The following is a 22,033-nucleotide window of genomic DNA, read 5'->3' on the forward strand; positions in this document are numbered from 1 at the left end:
ACAGATGGTGGCGTGGCAGAGCGGCCTAATGCACTCGCCTTGAAAGCGAGAGACGGCCAAGACCGTCCGGGGGTTCAAATCCCTCCGCCACCGCCGCGCCGCTCGATCGGTTCGAGGTAGATGAACGCAGGGCCCGTCCAGGGTGAGCTCATGTACCAGTTCGGCAGGCCGGGCGGGAAACCGTCTCGCGACCAGGCCAACCGGTATTGCGCAGGCCGCGGTCGCTGGCTCCGGTCGAGCCGGGAGAAGTTGGCCTCCAGCAGGAAGCGCATCACCGGCCCGGCCTCGCGGATACGTTTCTCGATCAGCGGCAGCGTCCGTCCCGGGTCGGAGAACACGTCGACCACCGAGCAGTCGCACGCATAGGCGACGGTGCCGATCTCGGGCGGCGACTTCACGGTGGCATCGCCGACCAGCTCGCCGATTTCGTCCCCCGCGGCCATGTACTGCTCGGGGATCGCCCAGTTGCCGAAGATCACCGGATGCGCCCATGGCACGCCGAGGCCGCGGAAGGACACGACGGCACCGACGGTGAGCGCCACTGCCACGGCGACGGGGGCGGCGTGCCGCACTGCAGGGACGCCCGTCGGCACTGCCCTTCTGAGGACCAGGGCGAGCCCGAATACACCGGTCACCCCGAGCGCGACCGTCGCCGTCACGTAATACCAGTGGTAGGGCGGAACCCCGAGCAGGCAGTACGCGCCGTAATCCGCGAGACCGCCGAGCCCAAGCGCCACCAGCGGCCAATGCTCGGTGGGCAGCCTGCCGCGCAGGCCGATCGCCAACATGCACAGCACCGTGAGCAGGCCGACGGCGGCGGGGACGAGGGCAAGGCACAGCGGCAACGTCATGCCCCCCTGCCACATCTTCCACAACCCGTTGGCGAACGTCGCGTCGCCGAACGACTTCTGCAGCGTCTTGATCACCAGGGTGGTCGGTATAGCGGAGCCGAAGTGGTACCAGCTGAACACCCACCACGGCAGCGCCAATACGAGTGCGGTGGCAGGGGCCACCCAGAAGCGCCGCCGCAGTGCCGGGGTTGCCAGATACATGATGGCGACAACGATCGCCAGGTCGGGCCGGGTCAGCACGAGCAGACCCGCCAATACCCCGAACGCGGCCCGGCGACCGTGGACGGCCTGCGCGGTCAGCCCGGTGAGGAACGCGGCAATGGGGACGACCTCCAGCCCGATCGCCGAGTTCACGAATGGGTTGGCGAAGACCACGAGGAGCGCGGCGAGCGACCAGGCACCCGAGACGTTGAGCCGCCGCGCTACCTGGGCCGCCCACACGGCCATCACCGCCGACAGTGCGGCGGTGAGGATCCCAAGCCCGACGACGGGCCGAAACGCACCGGTCACAGCGCTGATCCAGGTGGCCACCGCCAACAGCATCACGTTCAACGGTGAGGTCGCGGTGTTCGACTCCTCGGTGGGAATCATTCCCCAGTGCAGATGTTCGGCGACGTTGCGGGCGTAGCTCAGCGTGATGTAGGCGTCGTCGATCAGGCCCCGGTACGCGGCGAACATGACGACCGCGCCCGCCAGTGCCCCGGGCAGGGCCCACCACAAGTCGCGTCGGGTGGTCGCGCCCGGATCTTCGGTCGTGGCCATCGCCGGGGATCCTATGTGTAGGGCTACGGTTGTCGCATGCTTGACCGGTTCAAGGTGGCGGCCCGGGAGAAGTTGCAACGAGCGATTGCGGAAGTCGTGGCTGCCGAGCAGGCCCGAGCCCGAGCGGAGTTGGCCGATCAGCACGCCGAGGTGGTCGCCGCGCTCGACCGCGTGAACGAGTCGATTCGCGCCGTCGTCACCCGCATCGCGGACACCGAATACCGTGCTCGACGGGATCTTTCCTACGCGCAGGACGCCCGGACCGCGCAGGACAGCGCGGACTTCGTTGGTGAGCACATGTCCAAGTCGAAGGTGTTCTGGGAGCCACCGGACACCCTGCGATTCGCTCTCGGTGAGATCAAGGGGCCGGGACTGGCTCTCGAGTTCGGTGTTGCCACCGGCAACACGCTGAAGATCATCGCCGAGACGGTCGCAGGCGACCGCAAGGTCGTCGGGTTCGACGTGTTCACCGGCCTGCCCGAAACCTGGCGCACGGGGTTTCCGGCAGGCGAGTTCGCGCAGGAACCACCCGACGTTGCCGGCGCCACAGTGGTGGCGGGCCTTTTCGAAGACACCCTGCCCGCGTTCCTCGCCGACAACGACGAACCGATCGCGTTCGTGCATGTCGACTGTGACCTGTACTCGTCGTCGAAGACTGTGCTGGATCTGGTAGCCGACCGGCTCACGCCCGAAGCGGTGTTGGTGTTCGACGAATTCTTCAACTACCCGGGCTGGCGCCAGCACGAGTATCGGGCCTGGACCGAATTTATCTCTCGCACAGGACGATCGTTTGAGTATCTGGCGTACACGGGCAACAACGAACAGGTCGTGGTGCGCCTGCACTGATCAGCTGTTGTAGAGCCGCGCCCAGTTCTCCCGGCTTATCAGCTCAGGAAGTGCCTGCCGGTATTGCTCCTGCAGCGCCGGGGCCTCTGCTCGGAGCTGTCTGAGCGCCTTCGTCATTCGTTTGGTCAACTTGCCGAGCTTGCGCTTGTCGCGTAGTCGAATCCGCACACCTGATTGCGAGGCATCCGTCACCACTGCTTGGTCGAACAACGAGACGTGCCACCACTGATTGTCTTCCGCGGCGATGGCAACCGGTCCGGGGATGGTGCGCCCGAGCCACTGGAACAGCCAGCGTTTGGCCAGCACGAGGTTGACTCGTTCCTTGCGGGGCAGTGGGCCGCGCGGGTGGATTCGTGGGACCGCGCCGGTGAGTTCCCCGATCTCGACCGCCGGGTGGACGACGGTTTCGGCGAACTCCTTGCGCTCGGTGCGGATTGCGGCCAATGCGGCGGCACCGCCGTCCCGCAGCACCTCGGGGCCGGCCAGGAAGTCCTCGATTCCGCGAATCATCGTGTAAGCCATGCCGTATTGCATCGATACGAGACCTTCGGTGATCTCGCGTGCCAGCCAATTACCGGTCGTCTTCGCATCGATGGTGCCGTGCAGCGCATGGGTGATCAGCGAGTTGCGGACGCTGAAGTAGCGGAAGAACTCGTCGCGGTCCTTCCAGTCGAAGTCGGCATGCCAGACGCCGGCGTTGGGCAACGTCGTCGTCGGGAATCCGGCGTCCAGGGCGCGCAGCCCGTACTCGATGTCGTCCCACTGGAAGAACATCGGCAGGGGCAGCCCGACGGCGGCGATCACTTCCGACGGGATGAGACACGACCACCACGCGTTGTACTCGGCGTCGATGCGCTTGTGCTGCTTGTATTTGGTCATATCCGACTTGTGCAGTGCCCTTGGCGCCCACCGGCCCGCCCGCAGCCGTGGGAGTTGAGTCTGCTCGGCGCTGACATGCAGCTCGCGGGTGTTCTTCAGGTAGAGCATCTGTGCGCCGACGATGGTCGGCGACGGCGTCAGGTTCGCAAACGCGTTGAGCCGCAGGATCGTCTCCGGCTCGCAGAGGATGTCGTCATCCATCAGGATCACGTTCGCGTGATCGGCGACGCTGGAGATCTCGTACATGCCACGCGAAAAGCCGCCCGCTCCACCGAGATTCGGCTGCCGCAGATAAACGAGCTTGTCACCTAGTTGGGCGGTGACCTCGTTGAACAACGGGCGCGTCTCGACCGCATCGGTGCCCTGGTCGACGACGTAGATCGCGTCGATGCCCGCCAGCAGGCCCTTGTCACCTGCGACGGCCGCGACGTTGGTGGCGCAGTCGTCAGCCCTGTTGAAGGTGCAGATGGCGATCGCGGCAGGCCGGATGGTCGGCGGAGCAGGAGCCGTCCACTCCAGATCGGTGATGGTCACCGGTCCGCCGATTGCGGTGCACTCCATCCACAGCGCCCCGCCGTCCACATACTCGTTCAGCGCGGCCGTCAGCACCACGGTGCCGGTGCTGTCGACCTCTGCGCTGTCGATGGTCCTGGCGCCGCCGTGGATATCGGAGCCGCGAAGCAGCACGCGGGCATGCGTCGACGTGTCGAACACCAACTTCAACTGAACCTCGCCCGCAGTGGTCCAGCGCTGGAAGTAACTGGCAGGCAGCCTGCCGAAGTAGGTGTTGGTGTCGACGGTCGCGCCCTGTTCCAGGTTTAGCGCATAGCGCTCCCGGTGCGCCCGCCCGTTGACGATCCGCGCGTACATATCGTCGGTCACCTGCGCGCTGGGGCCGGTGAATAGGCCACGCGCCACGACGAGCCGGTCGGGTGCGGCGTGCTCGGTGAGCGTCCGCTTCAGCGCGTCGGGGGTCGCCTGGCCCGGCTGGGCCGCCCCGCGCTCGGTCATGCTGCTCCTACTGCTTGAAATCCCCCGACGGAGCCTAACAAGCTTCGAGGATCCCCTTAAGTCGGGCGAGATCGTTGCTGGTCGCGCGCCTGATGGCGGTCGCCAGGATCGGGGGAGCCAGCCCTGTGAAGGCCGTCGGTTCTCCGCGGTTGCGCACGGTCACCCACGTTGCGTCGTCATCGGCGTCGGCCCAGGCGTAGGTCGTCTCCATGCGAAACGGGTTCTCGTCGGATCGCATGACCAGTCGTTCTGCGGCGACGAAGTCGAGAACTTCGTAGATGTACTCCAGCCTGCGGCCGAGGAATTCGCTGGTGAAGCGGAACCGGGAGCCGACAGCCAACGGCGGGTCCGTCTCCCATTGCACCGCTTTGATATTGGCGCACCAGGCGGTGACGTTGTCGGGGTCGCAGCAGTACCCGGCGACGTCGAGACGCGCCCGGTCGATCGTCGTATGGACCTCGACATCGACCGTCATCGGGCCGCCCTCGCAAGCACTCGGACTCCCGCATCGATCTGGGTCTCGGTGAGGTTGGCGTAGCCGAGCAGCAGCCCAGGTGGGGCCGCCGCGGGGTCCGCGTAGCAGGGTGCGAGTGGCTCGACGTGCACTCTCATGGCCGCCGCCCGCCGGACCATGTCGGCGATCGGATATCCGTCGGGAAACCGAACGGTGAGGTGGACGCCCGCGGCGGCACCGAGCACCGTCGCCTGCGGAAGGTGTCGGGCCAGGGCGGCCAGCAGCGCGTTGCGACGGCTCAGATATCGGCGGCGCATCTGGCGTAGATGGCGGTCGTAGCCGCCGGTCGTCAGCAGCGCGGCGAACGCGATCTGGTCCATCACCGAACTCCCGGTGTCGGCAAGGCCCTTCGACAGCCTGATCGTGCCGACCAGGTGCGGGGGCAACACCATCCAGCCGATGCGCAAACCCGGCGCGAGTGTCTTGCTCGTGGAGCCGACGTAGATCACCCGGTCCGGTGCGATGCCCTGCAACGCGCCGACGGGCGCGCGGTCGTAGCGATACTCGGCGTCGTAGTCGTCCTCGATGACCAGATGACCGGCGCGGGCCCATTCCACGAGTGCGGTGCGTCGCGCTGCCGAGAGCACCACGCCGGTCGGCGACTGGTGCGCCGGGGTGGTCAGAACGGTCTGCGCGCCGCTGTCGGTCAGTGCGACGATGTCGAGGCCGTCCTCGTCGACCGGCACGGCGACCGGCTCGATACCGTTGTGCCGCAACACCATGCGATGCAGCCAGAAGCCGGGGTCCTCCATGGCGATCGGCAGCTCGCTGCCCTGCAACGCCCGGCCGAGCAGCGCGATCGCCTGCGTCGCTCCCGAACAGAGCACGATGTGTTGTGCGTCGGCTTGCACGCCGCGGGTGCGCCGCAGATAGTCGGCGATGGCGACACGCGCCGCAGGCAGCCCTTGAGGTTCGACGTAACCGAAGGCGTCCGAACCGATTTCGGCAAGGCCGGTTCGTAGCGCGCGCAGCCACGCGGTGCGGGGGAAGCTGCTCAGATCCGGCGAGCCGGGCAGGAAGTCGACGTCGTATCGCCGCGTCGCCTCCGCGTACTGCGGTGCGCTGGCCGCTTCGACGGTCGCCACCCGGGTGCCTGAACCGTGCTTGCTCGAAAGGAAGCCTTCGGCGACCAGCTGGCTGTAGGCGTCGACCACGAGCCGTCGCGACACCCCGAGGTCCGCCGCCAGCACGCGGGTCGACGGCATCCGCGACTGCGGGGTCAGCCTGCCGGTGCGAATGGCGGTCCGCAGGCCGTCGGCGAGTTGGCGGTGTAGCGGCTCGACCGAGGCGCGGTCGAGCTCGAGCAGTAGCTCTGGACCAGAAGTGGTACCCGAAACAGCCATGAAAGTGGTGCCTATCTTGAGGCCATTGACGAACTAGCGTGAACGTATGTCAACGACATCTACGCGCGCAAGGGCCGGGTTTGGCCCGCGCATGCGAGGAGCGGAAATGGTCAAAGTGACCTTGATCGTCTTCGGGCTGTACGCCCTCGGCATCGGGCTGTTCATGCTGTTTCTGCCCGGCGCGTTCTTCGACACTCTCGGCACGTTCGGGGTTCGCAACGATCACTACATCTTCGACAACGCCACGTTCGAAATACCGCAGGGCCTGCTGCTGCTTGCGGCCGTTCGCCGGATGTCGTGGCGGGTACCGGCCCTGGCGTTCGCCACCCTGCACTGGGCGCTGCACTCGATCAGCCACATCGTCGACCCGCACCACGGCGCGGGCGATTTGATCGGCTGGCTCGAGGCGGGCGGCCTCGTGGCGACCACGGTGATCCTGGCGTTCGCGCTGCGCGCCAGCATCGGTGCCGAGAAAGTTGGTGAGCGCTGATGCGTGTGCTGGTTGCGGGCGCCACCAGCGTTCCGGGCCTGCCCCTGCTGCGCGAGCTCACCGCCCGTGGTCATGAGGTCACCGGCCTCACCCGATCGGCGTCCAAGACGGCGCAGATCGAAGCTGCGGGTGCCAAGCCGGTGGTGGCAGATGTGTTCGACGTCGACGACATCGGCAAGGTGGTCGCCGACGCCCGGCCCGACGTCGTGGTGTCATTGCTCACGACGCTGCCGAAGTTGGGCCCGAAGCGGCTGAAGGACTTCGAGCCGGCCAGGAAGCTGTGGAGTGCAGGCGCTTCGAACCTTGTGGCCGCCGCGCAGAGTGCAGGGGTGCGCCGGATCGTCGCTGAGTCGGTGATCTTCGCTTACGGCTATCCGACCACCGGGCCCGCCGTGTTGGACGAGACGGACCCGTATCCCGGGCCGCCGCCGAAGGGCGGGGATGACATGCTGGCGGCGCTGCGCGGGATGGAGCGCAACGTGTTGTCGTCGGGCGAGCACAGCGACACCGAGGGAATCGTGTTGCGGTACGGGTGTTTCTACGGACCGGGTGTTCCGCACGACGAGCTGTTCGTGCGGCTCGCGAAGTGGTGCATGCTGCCCGCGATGACCGGTAATGGGATCGTGTCGTGGATCCACATCGACGATGTCGTCAGGGCGACGGCCGATGCCGTCGACCACGGTCGCGGCGGCCAGTTGTACAACATCGTCGATGACCGGCCGCAGCGCTTCGGCGACTACGTCCGCGAGCTTTCGGCGAAACTGCATCGGCCACCGCCCATTCCGATCTCGCATCGGCTGGTGGGCCTTGTCGCCTCGTATCCGGCGACCGCGTTCGGCACGACCTGGCTACCGCTGTCCAATGCGAAGGCCAAGGCCGAGCTCGGCTGGACGCCTATGCCTCGGGTCTGACTACTCCCCGGTGAAGTTCGGCGCCCGCTTCTCGAACGTCGCGGTGATGCCTTCGGTGAGGTCTTTCGACGGCAGCATCGCCGAGTTCCACACCGCGACGTAGCGCAGGCTTTCCGAGACCCGCGCGATGCGCTGCTGATCCAGCACGTCCTTGATACCGCTGATGGTCAGGGGCGGGTTGGCGGCGATCTCGGCGGCGGTTTCGTGGGCGGCCGCCAGCGACGCGTCGGCGTCGTCGTAGACGTCGTTGACGAGGCCGATCTTCTCGGCCCGCGCGGCGTCGATGTTCTTACCCGTCAGCGCCAGCTCGCGCAGGTGACCGTCGTTGAGGATCAGGGGCAGCCGCGCCAGGCTCCCGACGTCGGCAACCATGGCCAGCTTCACCTCGCGCACCGAGAACTTCGCGTCGGCGCTGGCGTAGCGGATGTCGACGGCCGAGATCAGGTCCACCCCGCCGCCGATGCACCAGCCGTGCACCGAGGCGACGGTCGGGGTGCGGCAGTCGGCGACGGCGTTGATGGCGCCCTGCATGCGCAGGATCGTGGCGTGGAAGTCGGCCCGCGGTCGCGCGGAACCGCCGCCCTCCATGACACCGGACAACGTCCCTCCCATCGCGGGCAGGTCGAGGCCGTAACTGAAGTTCTTGCCCGACCCGGTCAGCACGATGGCGCGAACGTCGCGGTCGGCGTCGAGCTTGGCGAACACCTGGGGCATCTCCGCCCAGAACGCCGGCCCCATCGCATTGCCCTTGCCGGGCCCGACCAGCGTCACCTGTGCGACCTGGCCATGCAGATCAACCGTCACGGATTCGTATGCGTCACCCATGACTGGAGAGGCTAGCCACTCACGGCGGCGACCCGCCGAGCACCACCTCTTTGACGACCGCGCTTGGCAGGAATCCGCACATGGTCGTCGCCATCAGCCCTGCGACCAACTCCGATTCCGGGGTGGTGTTGCCGCTGTCCTTCAGGATCGCTTTGATGACGGCCTTCTGCTGCGCCTCGTCGAGCTTGGTGAACTCGCTGCACTTCATGGTGTCCCAGCCGGCAGGAGCGGGGACGTCGGGAACGTTGGTGTTCCCCGGCAGGGGCAAGCCAGGGATCTGCGGAAGGCCAGGAATGCTCGGCAGGCCGGGGATACCGGGGAAGCCGGGCTCAGCCGACGGTGTCCGCGTCGACGGCGACTCGATCGGCGGTCCCGGTTCGGTGGTCTGTGCGACCACGCCCTCGGTGGTGCGAGAGCACCCGGTGGCCATGCCGACCGCGAGCAATATCGCGGCCGTCACCCGCAGATGGGTTCTCATCTGCGCAACGATAGGCCCACGCGCGTCGTAGCGTGGGCATCATGCCCGCCGATTTGCCTGCCGGTCCGGATTCGCCGCCGACCGATGAACTCGACAGCGCGGAAGCCGCCCTGAGTGTGCTGCAGTACGTGCTTCACCCGATCGCCAACGACGACTGGTCCAAGCAGACGCCGTGCCGAGAATTCGACATCGCCACGCTGACCGACCATCTGATGAACTCCATCATCGTCATCGGCGGCGCCGCCGGAGCTGAGCCACCCGAACGTGACTCGACCGATTCGGTCGAGCGCCAAATCGTCGCCGCGGCCAGGCCCGCGCTGGACGCATGGCATCGACGCGGGCTCGACGGCAGCGTGAAGTTCGGGGACAGCGAAGCGCCCGCCAGGGTGATGGCCGGAATTCTGTCCCTCGAATTCCTGGTCCACGCTTGGGATTACGCCGCAGCGATGGGAAGCACGGTTAATGCGCCCGACTCGCTGGTGGACTACGTGTTGGGGGTGGCGCGGCGCGTCATCACACCGCAGGGGCGCACTTCGGCAGGTTTTGACGACCCGATCGATGTGCCCACCGACGCGAGCTCACTGGACCGGCTATTGGCCTACACCGGTCGCAGCCCCAGCGGCTAGTCTCGGTGCGCTATGCCGATTTTGCACCCAGGGTCGTGGTCTGAGTAGATGCACAGCCCTCAGCGCGAAATCGCGGGGTTGGCGTTCCAGCCCTTCGCGAACTCCAGGAACGCGTCGTTCTCTTGGTGCGAAGCGACCGTGACCCGCACGCCGTCGTCGCCGTAAGGCCGGACGATGATGCGGCTGTTGGCCGACTCGTTCGCGAACTCCTTGGCGCGGCCGGGCAGCGGCAGCCAGACGAAATTGGCCTGTGACGGGGGGACGGTGTACCCGGCATCGCGCAGCGCCGCCGTCACTCGTGCGCGTTCGGCGATGACGGCGTCGGTGCGGGCCAACAGTTCATCGGCGGCGTCCAGCGACGCGATCGCCGCGGCCTGCGAGATGCTGGTCGCACTGAACGGCACGTAGACCTTGCCCAGAGCGGTGATGATGTCGGGATCGCCGACCGCGTAGCCCACACGCAGCCCCGCCAACCCGTACGCCTTCGAGAATGTCCGCAGCACAACGACATTGCTGTGGGCGCGGACCAGCCCGAAACTGTCGGGCAGCATGTCGTCGGTGATGTACTCGACGTAGGCCTCGTCGAGCGCGATCAAGATGTCCGACGGCACCGCCTCGACGAAGCGGGCCAACGCGTCGGGGTCGACGACGGTGCTCGTCGGGTTGTTCGGATTGCAGACGAAGATCAGCCTGGTGCGGTCGGTGACCGCGGCCAGCATCGCGTCCAGGTCGTAGGTGTGGTCGGTGAGCGGCACCTGGACGGGGGTGGCGCCCGCCGTCCGGGTCTGCAGCGGGTAGATCTCGAAGCTGCGCCAGCCGTACAGAACCTCGTCGCCGACGGTCGAGGTGATCTGGATGAGCTGCTGGCAGAGGCTCACCGACCCGCAGCCCGCCGCGACGTGCTCGGGCGCGAAGTTGACGTGCTTGGCCAGCCGCTCCTTCAACTCGACATAGCCGTTGTCCGGGTATCGGTTGAGGTTGTCGGTGGCCTTCTCGATCGCCGCCCGCACGCTCGGCAGCGGCCCGTGCACCGTCTCGTTGCTTGCGATCTTGATCGCACCTGGCACGGTCTTGCCGGGCGTGTAGGCCGGCAGATCAGCCAGTTCAGGGCGTAGACGGGCAGGCACCCGACCAGTCTATGGGTGGCCGTAATGCGCTTTGCCTGGTGGCGTTGCCCCTGTGTACTCTGTCGGATCGGCGGTAAACCGTCGGGAGGCGTGCCAGAGCGGCCGAATGGGACTCACTGCTAATGAGTTGTCGCCCTTAAAGGCGACCGGAGGTTCAAATCCTCTCGCCTCCGCCGGGCTGACACAGCCACGCACAACTGAACAGCTAGGCGCCCGTAGCTCAACGGATAGAGCATCTGACTACGGATCAGAAGGTTAGGGGTTCGAATCCCTTCGGGCGCGCTCGACTACCGATGCGGTACGCCCGTGAGCGCCAACTCGGTCATTCTGCGCGGCGCCTCGACGAGCATTGCCGACCAAGCGCTTCGCTTCGGGTGCCGCACGTGCCGCTTGTTCTTCCGAACGGCGTCCACGATGTCGTCGGCGACCTTCTCCTTGGGTACGTCGGCGGTCATGTGTAGCCGGTAGAACCGCTGGAATGATTTGGCCGTCGGTCCGTAGTCGTTCGACTTGTCCAGCAGATCGGTCGGAACCGGGCCCAGTTCTACAAGCGTCGTGCCAATGGGTAAACCGCGAAGGTCGGCGCGCAGGCCCGCCGTGAAGTGGGAGAGCGCCGCCTTGGCCGCCGAGTAGGTGACGAGTCCGGGGTACACCGCGATTCCGGCCATCGAAGAGACGTTGACGATGTGACCGCCGCCGCGCTGCAGCATCCGGGGGATCGCCTGCCTGCACAGTTCGGCAGGGGCGAGGTAGTCCAACTCGGTGGTCATGCGCAGAACGTCGTCTGGCGCTTCGGTGAACCCGGCTGGCACAGCGTTGCCCGCGTTGTTCACCAGAACATCGACCGGACCTGCTTCCTCTTCAACCCGGCCGATCAGACTCGCCACTTGGCCAGGGTCCAAGAGGTCCGCAGCGTGCGCGGTGCCGCCGAGTCGGCCGGCCACGTTGTCAAGCGCGTCCTTGTTGCGCGCCACGAGGGCCACGGTTGCGCCCGCATCGGCGAACTTGCCCGCGAGCGCTTCGCCGATACCGCGTGACGCCCCGGTGATCAGAACCCGCTTGCCATCAAGTTGCATCGTCGGAGCATAGGCACGCATGCGGATTCGGGTCCCGAATTCGTTCCGGCGCGGTCAGTATTGACCTATGACATCGAGACGGTTCACGTGTGCGCTTGCCGCGATCGCCGTCGTTGCGGCGGCCGGATGCGGGTCGGGTGACGCCGCCGATGCCGATAAGGACACTCAGTCGGCCGGCGCGAGTGGCACACCCGCCCCGAGCCAGGCGTTCGGGCCGACGTACGCCGAGGGCGTCATCGAGAAGAAGATCGGCGAGCCCGCAGGCCTCAACTGCTCCGACGACGCGGACGAACCTTGTGACCTGAACTTCAACGTGACGGCGATCCAATCGGGCGCCCCTTGCGACGCCGCCGAGCGTCTGAGACCGGATGAGCAGTTCCTCCGGTTCGACGTCGACGCGTTCTCGAGCAACGCGACGTTCGAATTCCCCGACTCCGCTGACGCGTTGCTGCTCAAGAATTGGAGTGTCGACGGAAACGGCGGAACTCTTCACGACCCCGTCGCCTATCCCGAATGCGGCAACGGCACAGCGCCGATCAGCGAACCCGTCGCGGCCGGCACACGCGTCCGCGCGAGGGTCGTCATACGCGCTCCTAAACCCGCTGAGGTGCTGCGGGTTTCGTGGCTCGAGCTGAAGTGGGAGTGGCCTGTCCCCGGTTCCGACTAGGGCGGCGGCGGTGCCACTGGCGGCGGTCCCGGCGGCGGTCCCGGTGGCGGTGGTCCCGGTGGTGGCGGCGGTGGCGGAGGCAGGAGAAACGGCGGCAGCCCGAACGGGTTGAAGACGTCGGGCGGCGGAGGCAGCAGCGCAGCATCCGGAGGCGGCGGTGGCGGCGCCTCCGGTGGGGTCGATGGGTAGTACACCGGCGCAGGGGCGACACCATTGCTGGTATTGATCGTGATGAGGAAGCCGGGTACGGCCTTGTCCTTGGGCGAGGTTCCGACGATCGCCCCCTTCGACAGGTAGCTGTCGACGGGCGAAGGTTGGTCGGCGACCTGGAAACCGGCTTCCTGCAATCGTTTACGCGCGGCGTCGAACTTCAGGCCGGTGATGCTCGGCAGCGCAACGGTCGGAGCACCGTTGACATAGCGTGGGTCGGTCGGCGGCATCGACACGGGGCCGAGCTCCTCCGCGATCGGTTTCATCGCGAGATACCAGGTTCGTGCCGGCTCGTTACCGCCGTACAGGTTTCCGTTCGAGCATCTGCGCAGCGGCCACGAGCACAGTTCGGACGGAGTCGGCGTGTCGTCGAATATGTAGTTGGCAGCGGCGTACTGGTTGGTGAACCCGAGGAACGCCGACGACCGGTGGGACTCGGTCGTTCCGGTTTTCCCTGACATCGGGAGATTCCAGCCGACCGAGCCCGCCGAACTGGCCGCCGTCCCGCTTGTGTGATCCTTACCGAGCGCGTTGGCCAGCGTATTGGCGAGGCCCTCGGGCACCACCTGTTCGCACTTCGCCTGTGGGAGTGGCACTTCGCGGCCACGACGGTCGATGATCTTGTCGATCGGGGTCGGCGGGCACCACATGCCGCCCGAGGCCAGGGTGGCTGCGACGTTCGACAACTCGAGTGCGTTGAGCTCGAGCGGCCCGAGTGTGAACGAGCCGAGGTTCTGTTGTTTGACGTAGTCGGCGAGGCTTCCCTTACTGTTGGGGTCATACTCCCTTGCGCTGCCCGGCTCGGCGTAGGACCTCATCCCCAGCCGCACCGCCATATCCACGGCGCGCGGAACACCGACCTGCGCAATCAGCTTCGCAAACGCGGTGTTCGGCGATTGAGCCAATGCGTCGGTGACGCTCATCTGGCCGCGGCCGCCGCCGCCGGCGTTCTTGACACACCACGTGCGCGGGGGACAACCGGGGGTGTTGCTGTCACCCAGCCCGGCGCCCTCGAACTTCGCGGGCACGTCGAGTTGGGCGTTGATGCCCATCCCCGCGTCCAGCGCCGCCGCGGTGGTGAAGATCTTGAACACGGACCCGGCGCCGTCGCCGACGGAAGTGAACGGCTGCGGCTGCACGGTCTGCCACGACTTGAGGTCCAGCCCGTACGTGCGGTTGTCGCCCATCGCCAGAATGCGGTGGCTGTCCCTGCCCGGCTTGATGACGCTCATGACGCTTGCGACACCGTCGAGAGTCGGGCTTGCGACCTTGTCGATGGCACGTTTGACGGAGTCCTGCACCAACGGGTCGAGGGTGGTGCGAATCAGGTACCCGTTGCGCGCCAGGTCGTCTTTTCCGATGCCTGCGCGAGCCAGGTATGACAGCGCGTAATCGCAGAAGAAAGCGCGATCGCCCGCCCCGATGCAGCCCTGAGGAAGTGGATTGGGCTTGGGCAGGATCCCCAGTGGCTTAGCCTTGGCAGCGCGGATCTCGTCGGCCTTGTCCGGGACATTGTCGATGAGGGTGTCCAGAACGAGGTTCCTTCGCGCTAGGGCCCCTTCGGGATTGGTGTACGGGTTCAGCGTGCTCGTGGACTGCACCATCCCCGCCAGCAGTGCGGCCTGCTGCCAGTTGAGGTTCGCCGCGTTGACGCCGAAGTATGTCTTGGCGGCGTCCTGCACGCCGAAGCTGCCGTTGCCGAACGACACCAGGTTCAGATATCTGGTCAGGATCTCCGCCTTCGGGAGCGCCTTGTCGAGTTCGAGCGCCATCCGCATCTCGCGCAGCTTGCGCACCGGCGTGGTTTCGACGGCGGCGCGGCGCTCGGCTTCGCTGTGGGCGTTCACCAGGAAGTTGTAGTTCTTGACGTACTGCTGCTCGATCGTCGAGCCACCACGGGTGTCGACCGCACCCCGCAGGTAGCCGGCCAGACCGGTGAGGGAGCCCTGCAGGTCGACGCCGTTGTGCACGCCGAAGCGCCGGTCCTCGATCGAGACGATTGCCAGCTTCATGGTGTCGGCGATGCGATTACCGGGAACGACCCACCGGCGCTGGGTGTAGATCCACGCGATCGGGTTGCCTGCGGCGTCGACCATCGTGGAGATGATGGGGACTTCGCCCTCCAGGACCTGAGCCGAGTCTTGCGCCGCCACGTCGGAAAGGCGGTTGGCCATCGCACCGGCGCCGCCGACTAACGGGAACACCAACCCCGCAACGATAAGACCCGCGGTCAAGATGTACAGAATCAGCTTGGCGGGCATTGCAATTGCCCTGTGCTGTCCCGTCATTCCTCTAGCGTATTCAGCGGGGCGGGCGCTGTGGCCGGTTAAGGCTTACGGATGTCGGGTTCGCCGCCGTAAGCCTCTGCGTGACGACGCAGGAAGTGTCCGATTTTGTGGAAACCCCAGCGCCGCGCGATGCCGGTGACGTTCGTCGTATCGGGGTCGCTGGCGACAAGTTCCCGGTGAGCGTGGTGCAGCCGAACCCTGCGCAGGTACTCCATGGGGGTGCAGTTGCGATGTACCCGGAACATGTTCAGCAGAGCTTGCGGTGTCACGTCGGTCGCCGCCGCGATGTCTGCCGGGGACACGTCGGTGTCCGCGTTGTCGTCGATGAATGCGGTTGCGCGACGCAACAGCACCGGTGAACTGTCGCGGCGGTCCTGGATGGTGGGCTCGGTGACGGCATTGTTGGGGAACGCGGTCAGCATCGTGGCCGCGAGATACCGGGCGACGGTTCCCGTCAGGAACGGTGCCTGCGCCGATGGGGAGTTGATCACCGTGTGCCGGATGTGGTCGATGACTTCCACGACGTGCCGACCTGCGTCTGTCGAGATCGGCGCCGACGACCTCAGCTGTACGGCTCCATCGCCCTTCGTCGGCGCGGCCACCTCGCTGAGCAGGCGTCGGTCTATGGCGATGCCGGTGAGGGTGGCCCGGTGGACGAAGCCGCCGTACGCGGTGTCATCGAGTGCGCCGATCGCCGCTGCCCCGCCCGTCGTGAACATCTGGGGCTGGTGTCCCGGCAGATGAGCTTCGATCGCACCCTTGAGTACCCGGCAGAGCAGGATCGTCTCCATCGGATCGGCTTCGTACTGAAGGTCGTAGCTGTACTCGAAGTCGTCGACGACAAGCGAGCCGATTTGTGTTCGCCAAACCCGGGTCCGAGTGGGTAGGCCGTGAGATTGTTCCCTTAATCGGACCTTGGTATAGGCAGCGGTGAGCGACTCTTCGGCCTTGCCGATGTCGCTAGTGTCAATAATGAAACTACCGGCCACGACTCCCCCCAGCGTTTCAGCCGCCACCATCCGATGGGAGCCAAGTTAGCCGGATTCAGTTCACGCGTCAAGGCTGGAAGTTTGCTAAAAGTCCGCTAACGGCGCACGCCATCCAGCAGCGTCAGCAGAATCGGGATCCGCCGACTCTCGATATCGGGATGGGAAAGCACATGCCGGAACATGGCTGCGCCGTCGAACGTATTGATCAGCACCGCGACAAGGGCCGCGAAGTTCTCTTCGCCGAACGCCTCGATCTCGTCGGCTGAAGGCACCGCGCGCGCGGCCTCGTAGATCTTCGCGACGTACGCCGTCATCACCTCCCGCAGCGTGTCCCGCAGCTTCTCATCGGTGCGGGCGGCAACCATCAGCTCGTAGATCACGGTGTTGGTGGAGTTGCCGGTCAGGTCGCGGATGATCGCAAGGACTTCCTCGATGGCAGGCTTGTCGGACGGGATGTCGGCCATCCGCTTGGCGGCCGCCTCCAGCTGTCGCCGTCCCGCCTCGTGCGCCGTCGCCGCCATCAGGTCACCCATCGTCGGGAAGTGGCGGAAGAGGGCACCGTCGGAAACCTCCGCACGCTTGGCGACGACCTTCGCCGACGTGCGGGCGTAGCCGACCTCGATGATGGAGGCGATGCTCGCGTCCAGGAGGCGGGCGATGGTGTCCTCGCGGCGCTGCCGCTGGGTTCTGGCCATGTCAGGCGGACACGGATTCCCGCGCGGGTGCACCGGCCTTCAGGAACCGTCCGGATTTGACCGTCTCTCCGTAGCCGTCGCAGAACTCACCGTCGCGGAACACCACCGCGCCGTTGACGCCTGTCGCGACGATCGCCTTGTCGTTGCGGTTCACCATGCGGGACAGGTCGCCGTAGAACGGCACCTTCTCTTCGTGGTAGCTGTCCACGGAGTCGTCGAGGCCTGCCGGGTCGATGACGACGAAGTCGGCGCGGTCGCCTTCACGCAGCGTGCCCGCGGGCAGGCCGAACCATTCGGCGACCTCGGCGGTGAGCCGGTACACCGCGTGCTCGACCGTCATGAACGGCTTGCCCGCCAGTTCGGCGTCGCGAACCCGGCGAAGCAGCTTGACGGCGAAGTTGTAGAAGGCCATGTTGCGCAGGTGGGCACCGGCGTCGGAGAAGCCCATGTGGATCGACGGTTCGATGGCGAGCGAGTCGAGGTGCTTGGGCCGGTGATTGGCGACGATCGTCGTCCAGCGCACGTTTCGTTCGCCGTTCTCGACGAGCACATCGAGGAAGGCGTCCAGCGGATGCAGTCCGCGTTCGTCGGCGATCTGCCCGAAGCTCTTGCCGATCAGGGTCGCATCCGGGCATTCGACGATGGTGGCGTCGTGGAAGTCGCGGTGCCACAGCGTGGGTCCGAGCTTCTTGCGGTCGAACGAGGCGCGGAACCGTCGGCGGTACTCCGGGTCGGCGAGCAGTTCGTTGCGCTCGATCTGGTCGCGCAGATGCAGGGCGGCGGTGCCGGCACCGAACTCCTCGAACACGGGCAGGTCGATGCCGTCGGAATACAGCTCGAACGGTACGGGCAGATGCTGGAACCGCACGAACGAGTTGAACAGCCTGTTGAGAATCCTCGTGCCAGGGCCGAATACATGCACCATGCCGGTGTTGGACTTGGCGTCGGCCGAGACAAGCAGGCTCATCCGGACACCACGCCTGCGGCCGAAAATCCGGCTGCTGGTGAGGAAGAAGTTCAACGCCTCCAGCGGGTTTTTGGTGTTGGGCGCGCTCTGCAGGATGCGACCGCGCTTGCGCAGCACCTTGATCAGCCTGCGGCGTTCGCGCCATGTCGCGAACGTCGATGGCAGTGCGCGGGAGCGGAACCGGTCGCCGTCGAGCTTGTCGATCGCCGCGTCCATGCCCGACATGCCGAGCAGCCCCGCATCGAGCGCCTCGTCGAGCAACGTCGCCATCCGCTCGAGTTCGGCATCGGTCGGCTCGACGCCCTCGGTGGTGGCGCGTTCCAGGCCCAGCACCGACGTGCGCAGGTCCGAATGCCCGAGCATGGAACTGACGTTCGGCCCGAGCGGAAGGTCGTCGAGCGTCTGGACGTATTCGGCTGGCGTCGTCCAGGTCTTGCGGGCCTCGAGGGCGCCGAGCACGAACTTGCGGGGCACGGCTTCCACGCGGCTGAAGAGGTCGGCGGCGTCCTCGGAGTCCGCATACACCGTCGACAGCGAGCAGTTGCCAAGCAGCAGGGTGGTGACGCCGTGCCGCACCGACTCCCGCAGGCCGGGGTCGAGCAGCACCTCGGCGTCGTAGTGCGTGTGCACGTCGATGAAGCCGGGGAGGATCCACTTGCCCTCGGCGTCGATGACGTCGGGGCAACCCGTCTCGTCGAGGGGTCCTGCCGACACCGCGGCCACGATGCCGTCGCGAACGCCCAGCGTGCGGCGTTGTGGGCGGGCGCCGGTTCCGTCGAACCACAGGCCGTTGCGAATAATCACGTCGAAGGGCATGCGGACGACGGTATCAAAGATAGTGAGTGCTTACAATCTTTTTCTCTGCCCGCAATCCACGAGCAGTTTTGGGGTGTCTACAGTCAGAGCTATGACGCCACCGGTCATCGCACGCTGGATCGACATCATCGAAAGCGGCCGCACATCCGAATTGGAGAGCCTGCTCGCCGAGGACGCCGTGTTCTACTCGCCTGCCGTATTCAGCGCGCAGGAAGGCCGCGACACCACCCTGGCCTATCTGTCGGCGGCAGCGAAGGTGTTCGGCGACACCGATTTTCACTACGTCGAGAAGTGGTACGGCGAGCAGTCGGCAATTCTCGAGTTCGCCGCGACCATCGACGGGAAATACGTCAACGGCATCGACATGATCCACTGGAACGACGTCGAGAAGATCGTCTCCGTCAAGGTGATGGTGCGGCCGCTCAAGGGCCTGCAGGCGCTGATGCCGAGGATGGCCGAGCTTCTCGCGCCGAGCTGACCGTGCGGTTGCTGCTGATCGCCGACACCCACGTGCCGAAGCGGGCACGCGACCTGCCGCAACAGGTGTGGGGTGAGGTGGCCCGCGCCGATGTCGTCGTGCACGCGGGCGACTGGGTGGAGCCTGCCCTGCTCGATTCCCTTGAGGCGAAGGCCGAGCGGCTCATCGCGTGCTGGGGCAACAACGACGGCGACGAGCTTCGGGCGCGGCTGCCCGAACGCGCCGACGTGACACTTGGCGGGGTGCGGTTCACGGTGGTGCACGAAACCGGTGGGTCTGCGGGCAGGGACGCGCGGATGGCCAGGCAGTACCCCAACACCGATGTGCTGGTGTTCGGGCACAGCCACATTCCGTGGGACACGACCGCGACGACGGGTATGCGGTTGCTCAACCCTGGATCGCCGACAGACCGACGTCGCCAGCCGTTCTGCACGTATATGACCGCGGTCGTCGACGACGGCGCGTTGGCCGAGGTCACCCTGCACCGGCTGGAGCATCGTGGTGCGTGACCGACCGGCCACCCTCGGCGACGTGCACAAGGTCGCCGCAGGCATGCCGCACGTCAAGCGGATCGAGGGTCCGAAGGGCAACCCCATCTATCAGGTGGGTGGGAAGTCGTTCGTGTTCTTCCGCACGCCCCAACCCGACGCCGAGGATCCAGAGACGGGCGAGCGCTGGGCCGACGTGATCATGATCTGGGTGGAATCCGAGAGCGACAAGCTGGCCCTGCTGCAGGATCCGAAATCGCCGTTCTTCACCACCGAGCGGTTCGACGGGCACCCGTCGGTGTTGGTGCGCGCCAGCGATTTAGCCGTGATCGGCAAGCAGGAGCTGACCGAGCTCATCCAGGACGCGTGGTTGTCCAGGGCGTCGAACCGCCGGGCGCAGGTGTGGCTTGCCGAGCACGGCGGCTAGTCAGTCCGCGGCGGGCACCTTGGCGTGGTTCGCGCCGCAGATGAAGATCGCCATTCGAGCGGGCTTGTCGCCCGGGTTCTACCCAGAGTTGGTAGAACTCGGAGGAGGGAGCAACGCGGGCCGCTGTGGCGCGACGGCCCCGTCGCTTGCGAACACGGACTTTCCGGACTCGTCATGCCCTTCACCACTCGACGCACACCCATGCCGCCAGTCAATCACCACGACGTGTAACCCAGCTGCCTATCTGAATACGAACCATCCCGCAGAACTCAGTTGCCGACGGTGCCGCCTTCGTCGGCAATGTTCCAGGTACACGAAATGAACGGCGTGATTGAGGTTTTCGCCCCAACTGAACCCGCATAGATGCGAATGGTGGCAGGGTCGGCAGCATGGATCAGAAGCCGCCCACCGCCGTCATCGAGTCGGCGAACCGCGCCCAATACGACAACCTGCCGTTCGGCGACACGCGTGATTTCACCGACGCGGACAGGGGATTCATCGGGGCGATGCAGCCGTGCGTCGTCAAGGCGGCCGACGGTCGGGTGGTGTGGGACAACGACGTCTACTCGTTCCTTGCAGGTGATGCGCCTGCATCGGTGCATCCCAGCCTGTGGCGCCAGAGCCAGCTTGCGGCAAAGCAGGGGCTCTACGAAGTGGTGGACGGTATCTACCAGGTTCGCGGTCTCGACCTGTCCAACATCAGCTTCATCGAGGGCGACACCGGGATCATCGTCATCGATCCGCTGGTATCCACCGAGACGGCGGCCGCCGCGCTGGCGCTGTACCGCACTCATCGCGGCGACCGGCCGGTCGTCGCGGTCATCTACACCCACAGCCACGTCGACCACTTCGGCGGTGTGCTGGGAGTGACGACGCAGGCCGATGTCGACTCGGGCAAGGTCGTGGTGATCGCACCGGAGCACTTCACCCAGCACGCCGTTCAGGAGAACGTCTACGCGGGCACGGCGATGGGGCGACGGGCCGGCTACATGTACGGAGGCGCGCTGGCGCGGGGGCCCAAGGGCCAGGTGGGCTGCGGACTGGGCCAGGTGGCATCCGCGGGTGAGGTCGCGCTCATCGTGCCGACACTGGACATCCGCAATACCGGGGAGACGCACACGATCGACGGCGTCGAAATCGAGTTCCAGATGGCGCCCGGCACCGAAGCGCCCGCCGAAATGCACTTCTATTTCCCGAAGTTCCGCGCTCTGTGCATGGCCGAGAACGCCACCCATAACCTGCACAACCTGCTGACCCTGCGGGGTGCACTCGTGCGCGATCCACACGGATGGGCCGGTTACCTGACCGAGGCCATCGACGCCTTCGCCGATCGGACCGACGTGGTGTTCGCCTCGCATCACTGGCCCACTTGGGGCAAGGACCGGATCGTCGAATTCCTGTCCCTGCAAAGGGATCTGTACTCCTATCTGCACGACCAGACCTTGCGACAGCTCAACCAGGGCTTCACCGGAATCGAGATCGCCGAGAACTTCCAGATGCCCCCGGCGCTGGAGAAGGCATGGCATGCGCACGGGTACTACGGTTCGGTCAGCCACAACGTGAAGGCGGTATACCAGCGCTACATGGGATGGTTCGACGGCAACCCCGCCCGGCTGTGGGCACACCCGCCGGAAGCCATCGGGCCGCGCTATGTCGAAGCCATGGGCGGAATGGACAAGGTCACCGAGATCGCTCGCGCGGCATTCGAACGCGGTGACTTCCGCTGGGCGGCAACGCTACTCGATCATGCGATCTTCACCGACAAGAGCCACGCTGCCGCGCGGGAGCTGTATGCCGACACGCTCGAACAGCTGGCGTACGGCGCAGAGAACGCCGTCTGGCGTAACTTCTTCCTCTCCGGTGCGACGGAATTGCGCGAGGGCAATTTCGGAACCCCGACGCAGCCCGCGTCGCCGTCCATACTGGCCCAGTTGTCACCGGAGCAGATGTTCGACACCTTCGCGATCAACGTCAACGGCCCGCGGGCATGGGATCTCGACGTCGCCGTCGACGTCACCTTCTCCGACATCGCCACCAATTACCGGCTGACGCTGCGCAACGGTGTCCTCGTCTATCGCAAGGCGCCCGCACAGGCGGCGACGGCGCAGGCGACGATCAAGCTGGCAAACAAGATGCGGCTCTTGATGTTTGCCGCGGGGGACGTCGATTCACCGGGACTCGATATCGCCGGCGATGCCAATGCGTTGCCTTCGATCATCGCCGTGGTGGACCGGCCCGACCCGGGCTTTAACATCATCGAGCCGTGACG

At 66.1% G+C, this 22,033-nt stretch carries 21 protein-coding genes and 3 tRNA genes; 12 read left to right on the forward strand and 12 right to left on the reverse strand.

Annotated features, from left to right (window positions below):
• The first annotated feature begins 6 nt into the window (after positions 1–6).
• Positions 7–93: transfer RNA gene (locus D6M19_RS26820), tRNA-Ser, on the forward strand.
• Here the strand turns inward: D6M19_RS26820 and D6M19_RS26825 are convergent.
• Positions 75–1,613, reverse strand: a complete 1,539-nt coding sequence (locus D6M19_RS26825; RefSeq protein WP_123028328.1) for a hypothetical protein — start codon at positions 1,611–1,613, stop codon at positions 75–77. The genes D6M19_RS26820 and D6M19_RS26825 overlap by 19 nt on opposite strands.
• Before the next feature lie 36 nt (positions 1,614–1,649).
• Between D6M19_RS26825 and D6M19_RS26830 the strand changes: the two genes are divergently transcribed.
• Positions 1,650–2,459 (forward strand): class I SAM-dependent methyltransferase, encoded by an 810-nt coding sequence (locus D6M19_RS26830; RefSeq protein WP_123028329.1) that lies wholly within the window; start codon positions 1,650–1,652, stop codon positions 2,457–2,459.
• On the opposite strand, the gene D6M19_RS26835 is transcribed toward D6M19_RS26830, so the two are convergent.
• Genes D6M19_RS26835 through pdxR form a run of 3 tightly spaced genes read right to left on the reverse strand, consistent with a single transcriptional unit; the run spans position 2,460 to position 6,206 of the window.
• Positions 2,460–4,349, reverse strand: coding sequence for a glycosyltransferase (locus D6M19_RS26835; protein WP_123028330.1), 1,890 nt, complete (start codon positions 4,347–4,349; stop codon positions 2,460–2,462).
• Between the two features lie 34 nt (positions 4,350–4,383).
• Positions 4,384–4,824 (reverse strand): SRPBCC family protein, encoded by a 441-nt coding sequence (locus D6M19_RS26840; RefSeq protein ID WP_123028331.1) that lies wholly within the window; start codon positions 4,822–4,824, stop codon positions 4,384–4,386.
• Positions 4,821–6,206, reverse strand: a complete 1,386-nt coding sequence (gene pdxR / locus D6M19_RS26845; RefSeq protein ID WP_123028332.1) for a MocR-like pyridoxine biosynthesis transcription factor PdxR — start codon at positions 6,204–6,206, stop codon at positions 4,821–4,823. Before pdxR ends, D6M19_RS26840 begins: the two co-directional genes overlap by 4 nt.
• A gap of 106 nt (positions 6,207–6,312) precedes the next feature.
• Here pdxR and D6M19_RS26850 point away from each other — a divergent pair, with 106 nt between their 5' ends.
• Both D6M19_RS26850 and D6M19_RS26855 read left to right on the forward strand, forming a co-directional pair.
• The gene (locus D6M19_RS26850) at positions 6,313–6,696 is read left to right on the forward strand and encodes a hypothetical protein (protein WP_123028333.1); all 384 of its coding nucleotides are present in this window, start codon (positions 6,313–6,315) and stop codon (positions 6,694–6,696) included.
• Positions 6,696–7,607, forward strand: coding sequence for an NAD-dependent epimerase/dehydratase family protein (locus D6M19_RS26855; protein ID WP_123028334.1), 912 nt, complete (start codon positions 6,696–6,698; stop codon positions 7,605–7,607). Before D6M19_RS26850 ends, D6M19_RS26855 begins: the two co-directional genes overlap by 1 nt.
• On the opposite strand, the gene D6M19_RS26860 is transcribed toward D6M19_RS26855, so the two are convergent.
• Together D6M19_RS26860 and D6M19_RS26865 are read right to left on the reverse strand one after the other, a co-directional pair.
• A complete protein-coding gene (locus D6M19_RS26860) occupies positions 7,608–8,432 on the reverse strand; it encodes a crotonase/enoyl-CoA hydratase family protein (RefSeq protein ID WP_123028335.1) in 825 nt (274 codons plus the stop codon).
• A gap of 19 nt (positions 8,433–8,451) precedes the next feature.
• A complete protein-coding gene (locus tag D6M19_RS26865) occupies positions 8,452–8,910 on the reverse strand; it encodes a hypothetical protein (protein ID WP_123028336.1) in 459 nt (152 codons plus the stop codon).
• A gap of 41 nt (positions 8,911–8,951) precedes the next feature.
• Here D6M19_RS26865 and D6M19_RS26870 point away from each other — a divergent pair, with 41 nt between their 5' ends.
• Complete coding sequence (locus tag D6M19_RS26870) at positions 8,952–9,536, forward strand: TIGR03086 family metal-binding protein (protein WP_123028396.1); 585 nt, start codon at positions 8,952–8,954, stop codon at positions 9,534–9,536.
• A 59-nt stretch (positions 9,537–9,595) separates the two neighbouring features.
• Here D6M19_RS26870 and hisC read toward each other — a convergent pair whose 3' ends face one another.
• Entirely contained in the window at positions 9,596–10,663 is a 1,068-nt protein-coding gene (gene hisC, locus D6M19_RS26875) for a histidinol-phosphate transaminase (RefSeq protein ID WP_123028337.1), read from the reverse strand.
• Positions 10,664–10,747: 84 nt separating this feature from the next.
• On the opposite strand from hisC, the gene D6M19_RS26880 reads away from it, so the two are divergent.
• Positions 10,748–10,836, forward strand: a tRNA-Ser gene (locus D6M19_RS26880).
• Between the two features lie 36 nt (positions 10,837–10,872).
• A tRNA-Arg gene (locus tag D6M19_RS26885) sits at positions 10,873–10,945 on the forward strand.
• A gap of 5 nt (positions 10,946–10,950) precedes the next feature.
• On the opposite strand, the gene D6M19_RS26890 is transcribed toward D6M19_RS26885, so the two are convergent.
• Positions 10,951–11,739 carry an SDR family NAD(P)-dependent oxidoreductase gene (locus tag D6M19_RS26890; RefSeq protein WP_123028397.1) on the reverse strand — a complete coding sequence of 263 codons (789 nt, stop codon included), beginning with the start codon at positions 11,737–11,739 and terminating at the stop codon, positions 10,951–10,953.
• A gap of 67 nt (positions 11,740–11,806) precedes the next feature.
• Here D6M19_RS26890 and D6M19_RS26895 point away from each other — a divergent pair, with 67 nt between their 5' ends.
• Complete coding sequence (locus tag D6M19_RS26895) at positions 11,807–12,406, forward strand: hypothetical protein (RefSeq protein ID WP_123028338.1); 600 nt, start codon at positions 11,807–11,809, stop codon at positions 12,404–12,406.
• Here D6M19_RS26895 and ponA2 read toward each other — a convergent pair.
• The 4 genes from ponA2 to D6M19_RS26915 form a co-directional block, all read right to left on the reverse strand.
• Positions 12,403–14,904, reverse strand: a complete 2,502-nt coding sequence (gene ponA2, locus D6M19_RS26900; RefSeq protein ID WP_123028339.1) for a transglycosylase/D,D-transpeptidase PonA2 — start codon at positions 14,902–14,904, stop codon at positions 12,403–12,405. The two genes, D6M19_RS26895 and ponA2, sit on opposite strands and share 4 nt — an antisense overlap.
• A gap of 38 nt (positions 14,905–14,942) precedes the next feature.
• Positions 14,943–15,893: a helix-turn-helix transcriptional regulator gene (locus D6M19_RS26905; RefSeq protein WP_164478708.1), complete on the reverse strand. Its 951-nt coding sequence runs from the start codon at positions 15,891–15,893 to the stop codon at positions 14,943–14,945.
• Positions 15,894–15,988: 95 nt separating this feature from the next.
• Complete coding sequence (locus D6M19_RS26910) at positions 15,989–16,588, reverse strand: TetR/AcrR family transcriptional regulator (RefSeq protein WP_123028341.1); 600 nt, start codon at positions 16,586–16,588, stop codon at positions 15,989–15,991.
• 1 nt (position 16,589) lies between these two features.
• Complete coding sequence (locus tag D6M19_RS26915) at positions 16,590–18,371, reverse strand: N-acyl-D-amino-acid deacylase family protein (protein WP_123028342.1); 1,782 nt, start codon at positions 18,369–18,371, stop codon at positions 16,590–16,592.
• 91 nt (positions 18,372–18,462) lie between these two features.
• On the opposite strand from D6M19_RS26915, the gene D6M19_RS26920 reads away from it, so the two are divergent.
• From D6M19_RS26920 to D6M19_RS26940, 4 genes are all read left to right on the forward strand, one after another.
• Positions 18,463–18,849, forward strand: coding sequence for a nuclear transport factor 2 family protein (locus D6M19_RS26920; RefSeq protein WP_123028343.1), 387 nt, complete (start codon positions 18,463–18,465; stop codon positions 18,847–18,849).
• Positions 18,850–18,851: 2 nt separating this feature from the next.
• Positions 18,852–19,358 carry a metallophosphoesterase family protein gene (locus D6M19_RS26925; RefSeq protein WP_123028344.1) on the forward strand — a complete coding sequence of 169 codons (507 nt, stop codon included), beginning with the start codon at positions 18,852–18,854 and terminating at the stop codon, positions 19,356–19,358.
• Positions 19,351–19,764, forward strand: a complete 414-nt coding sequence (locus D6M19_RS26930) for an MmcQ/YjbR family DNA-binding protein (protein ID WP_123028398.1) — start codon at positions 19,351–19,353, stop codon at positions 19,762–19,764. Before D6M19_RS26925 ends, D6M19_RS26930 begins: the two co-directional genes overlap by 8 nt.
• A gap of 389 nt (positions 19,765–20,153) precedes the next feature.
• Positions 20,154–22,031, forward strand: coding sequence for an alkyl/aryl-sulfatase (locus D6M19_RS26940; protein ID WP_123028345.1), 1,878 nt, complete (start codon positions 20,154–20,156; stop codon positions 22,029–22,031).
• Positions 22,032–22,033 lie beyond the last annotated feature (2 nt).

The organism is Mycolicibacterium stellerae (assembly GCF_003719305.1).
Classification (GTDB): Bacteria; Actinomycetota; Actinomycetes; order Mycobacteriales; family Mycobacteriaceae; genus Mycobacterium; species Mycobacterium stellerae.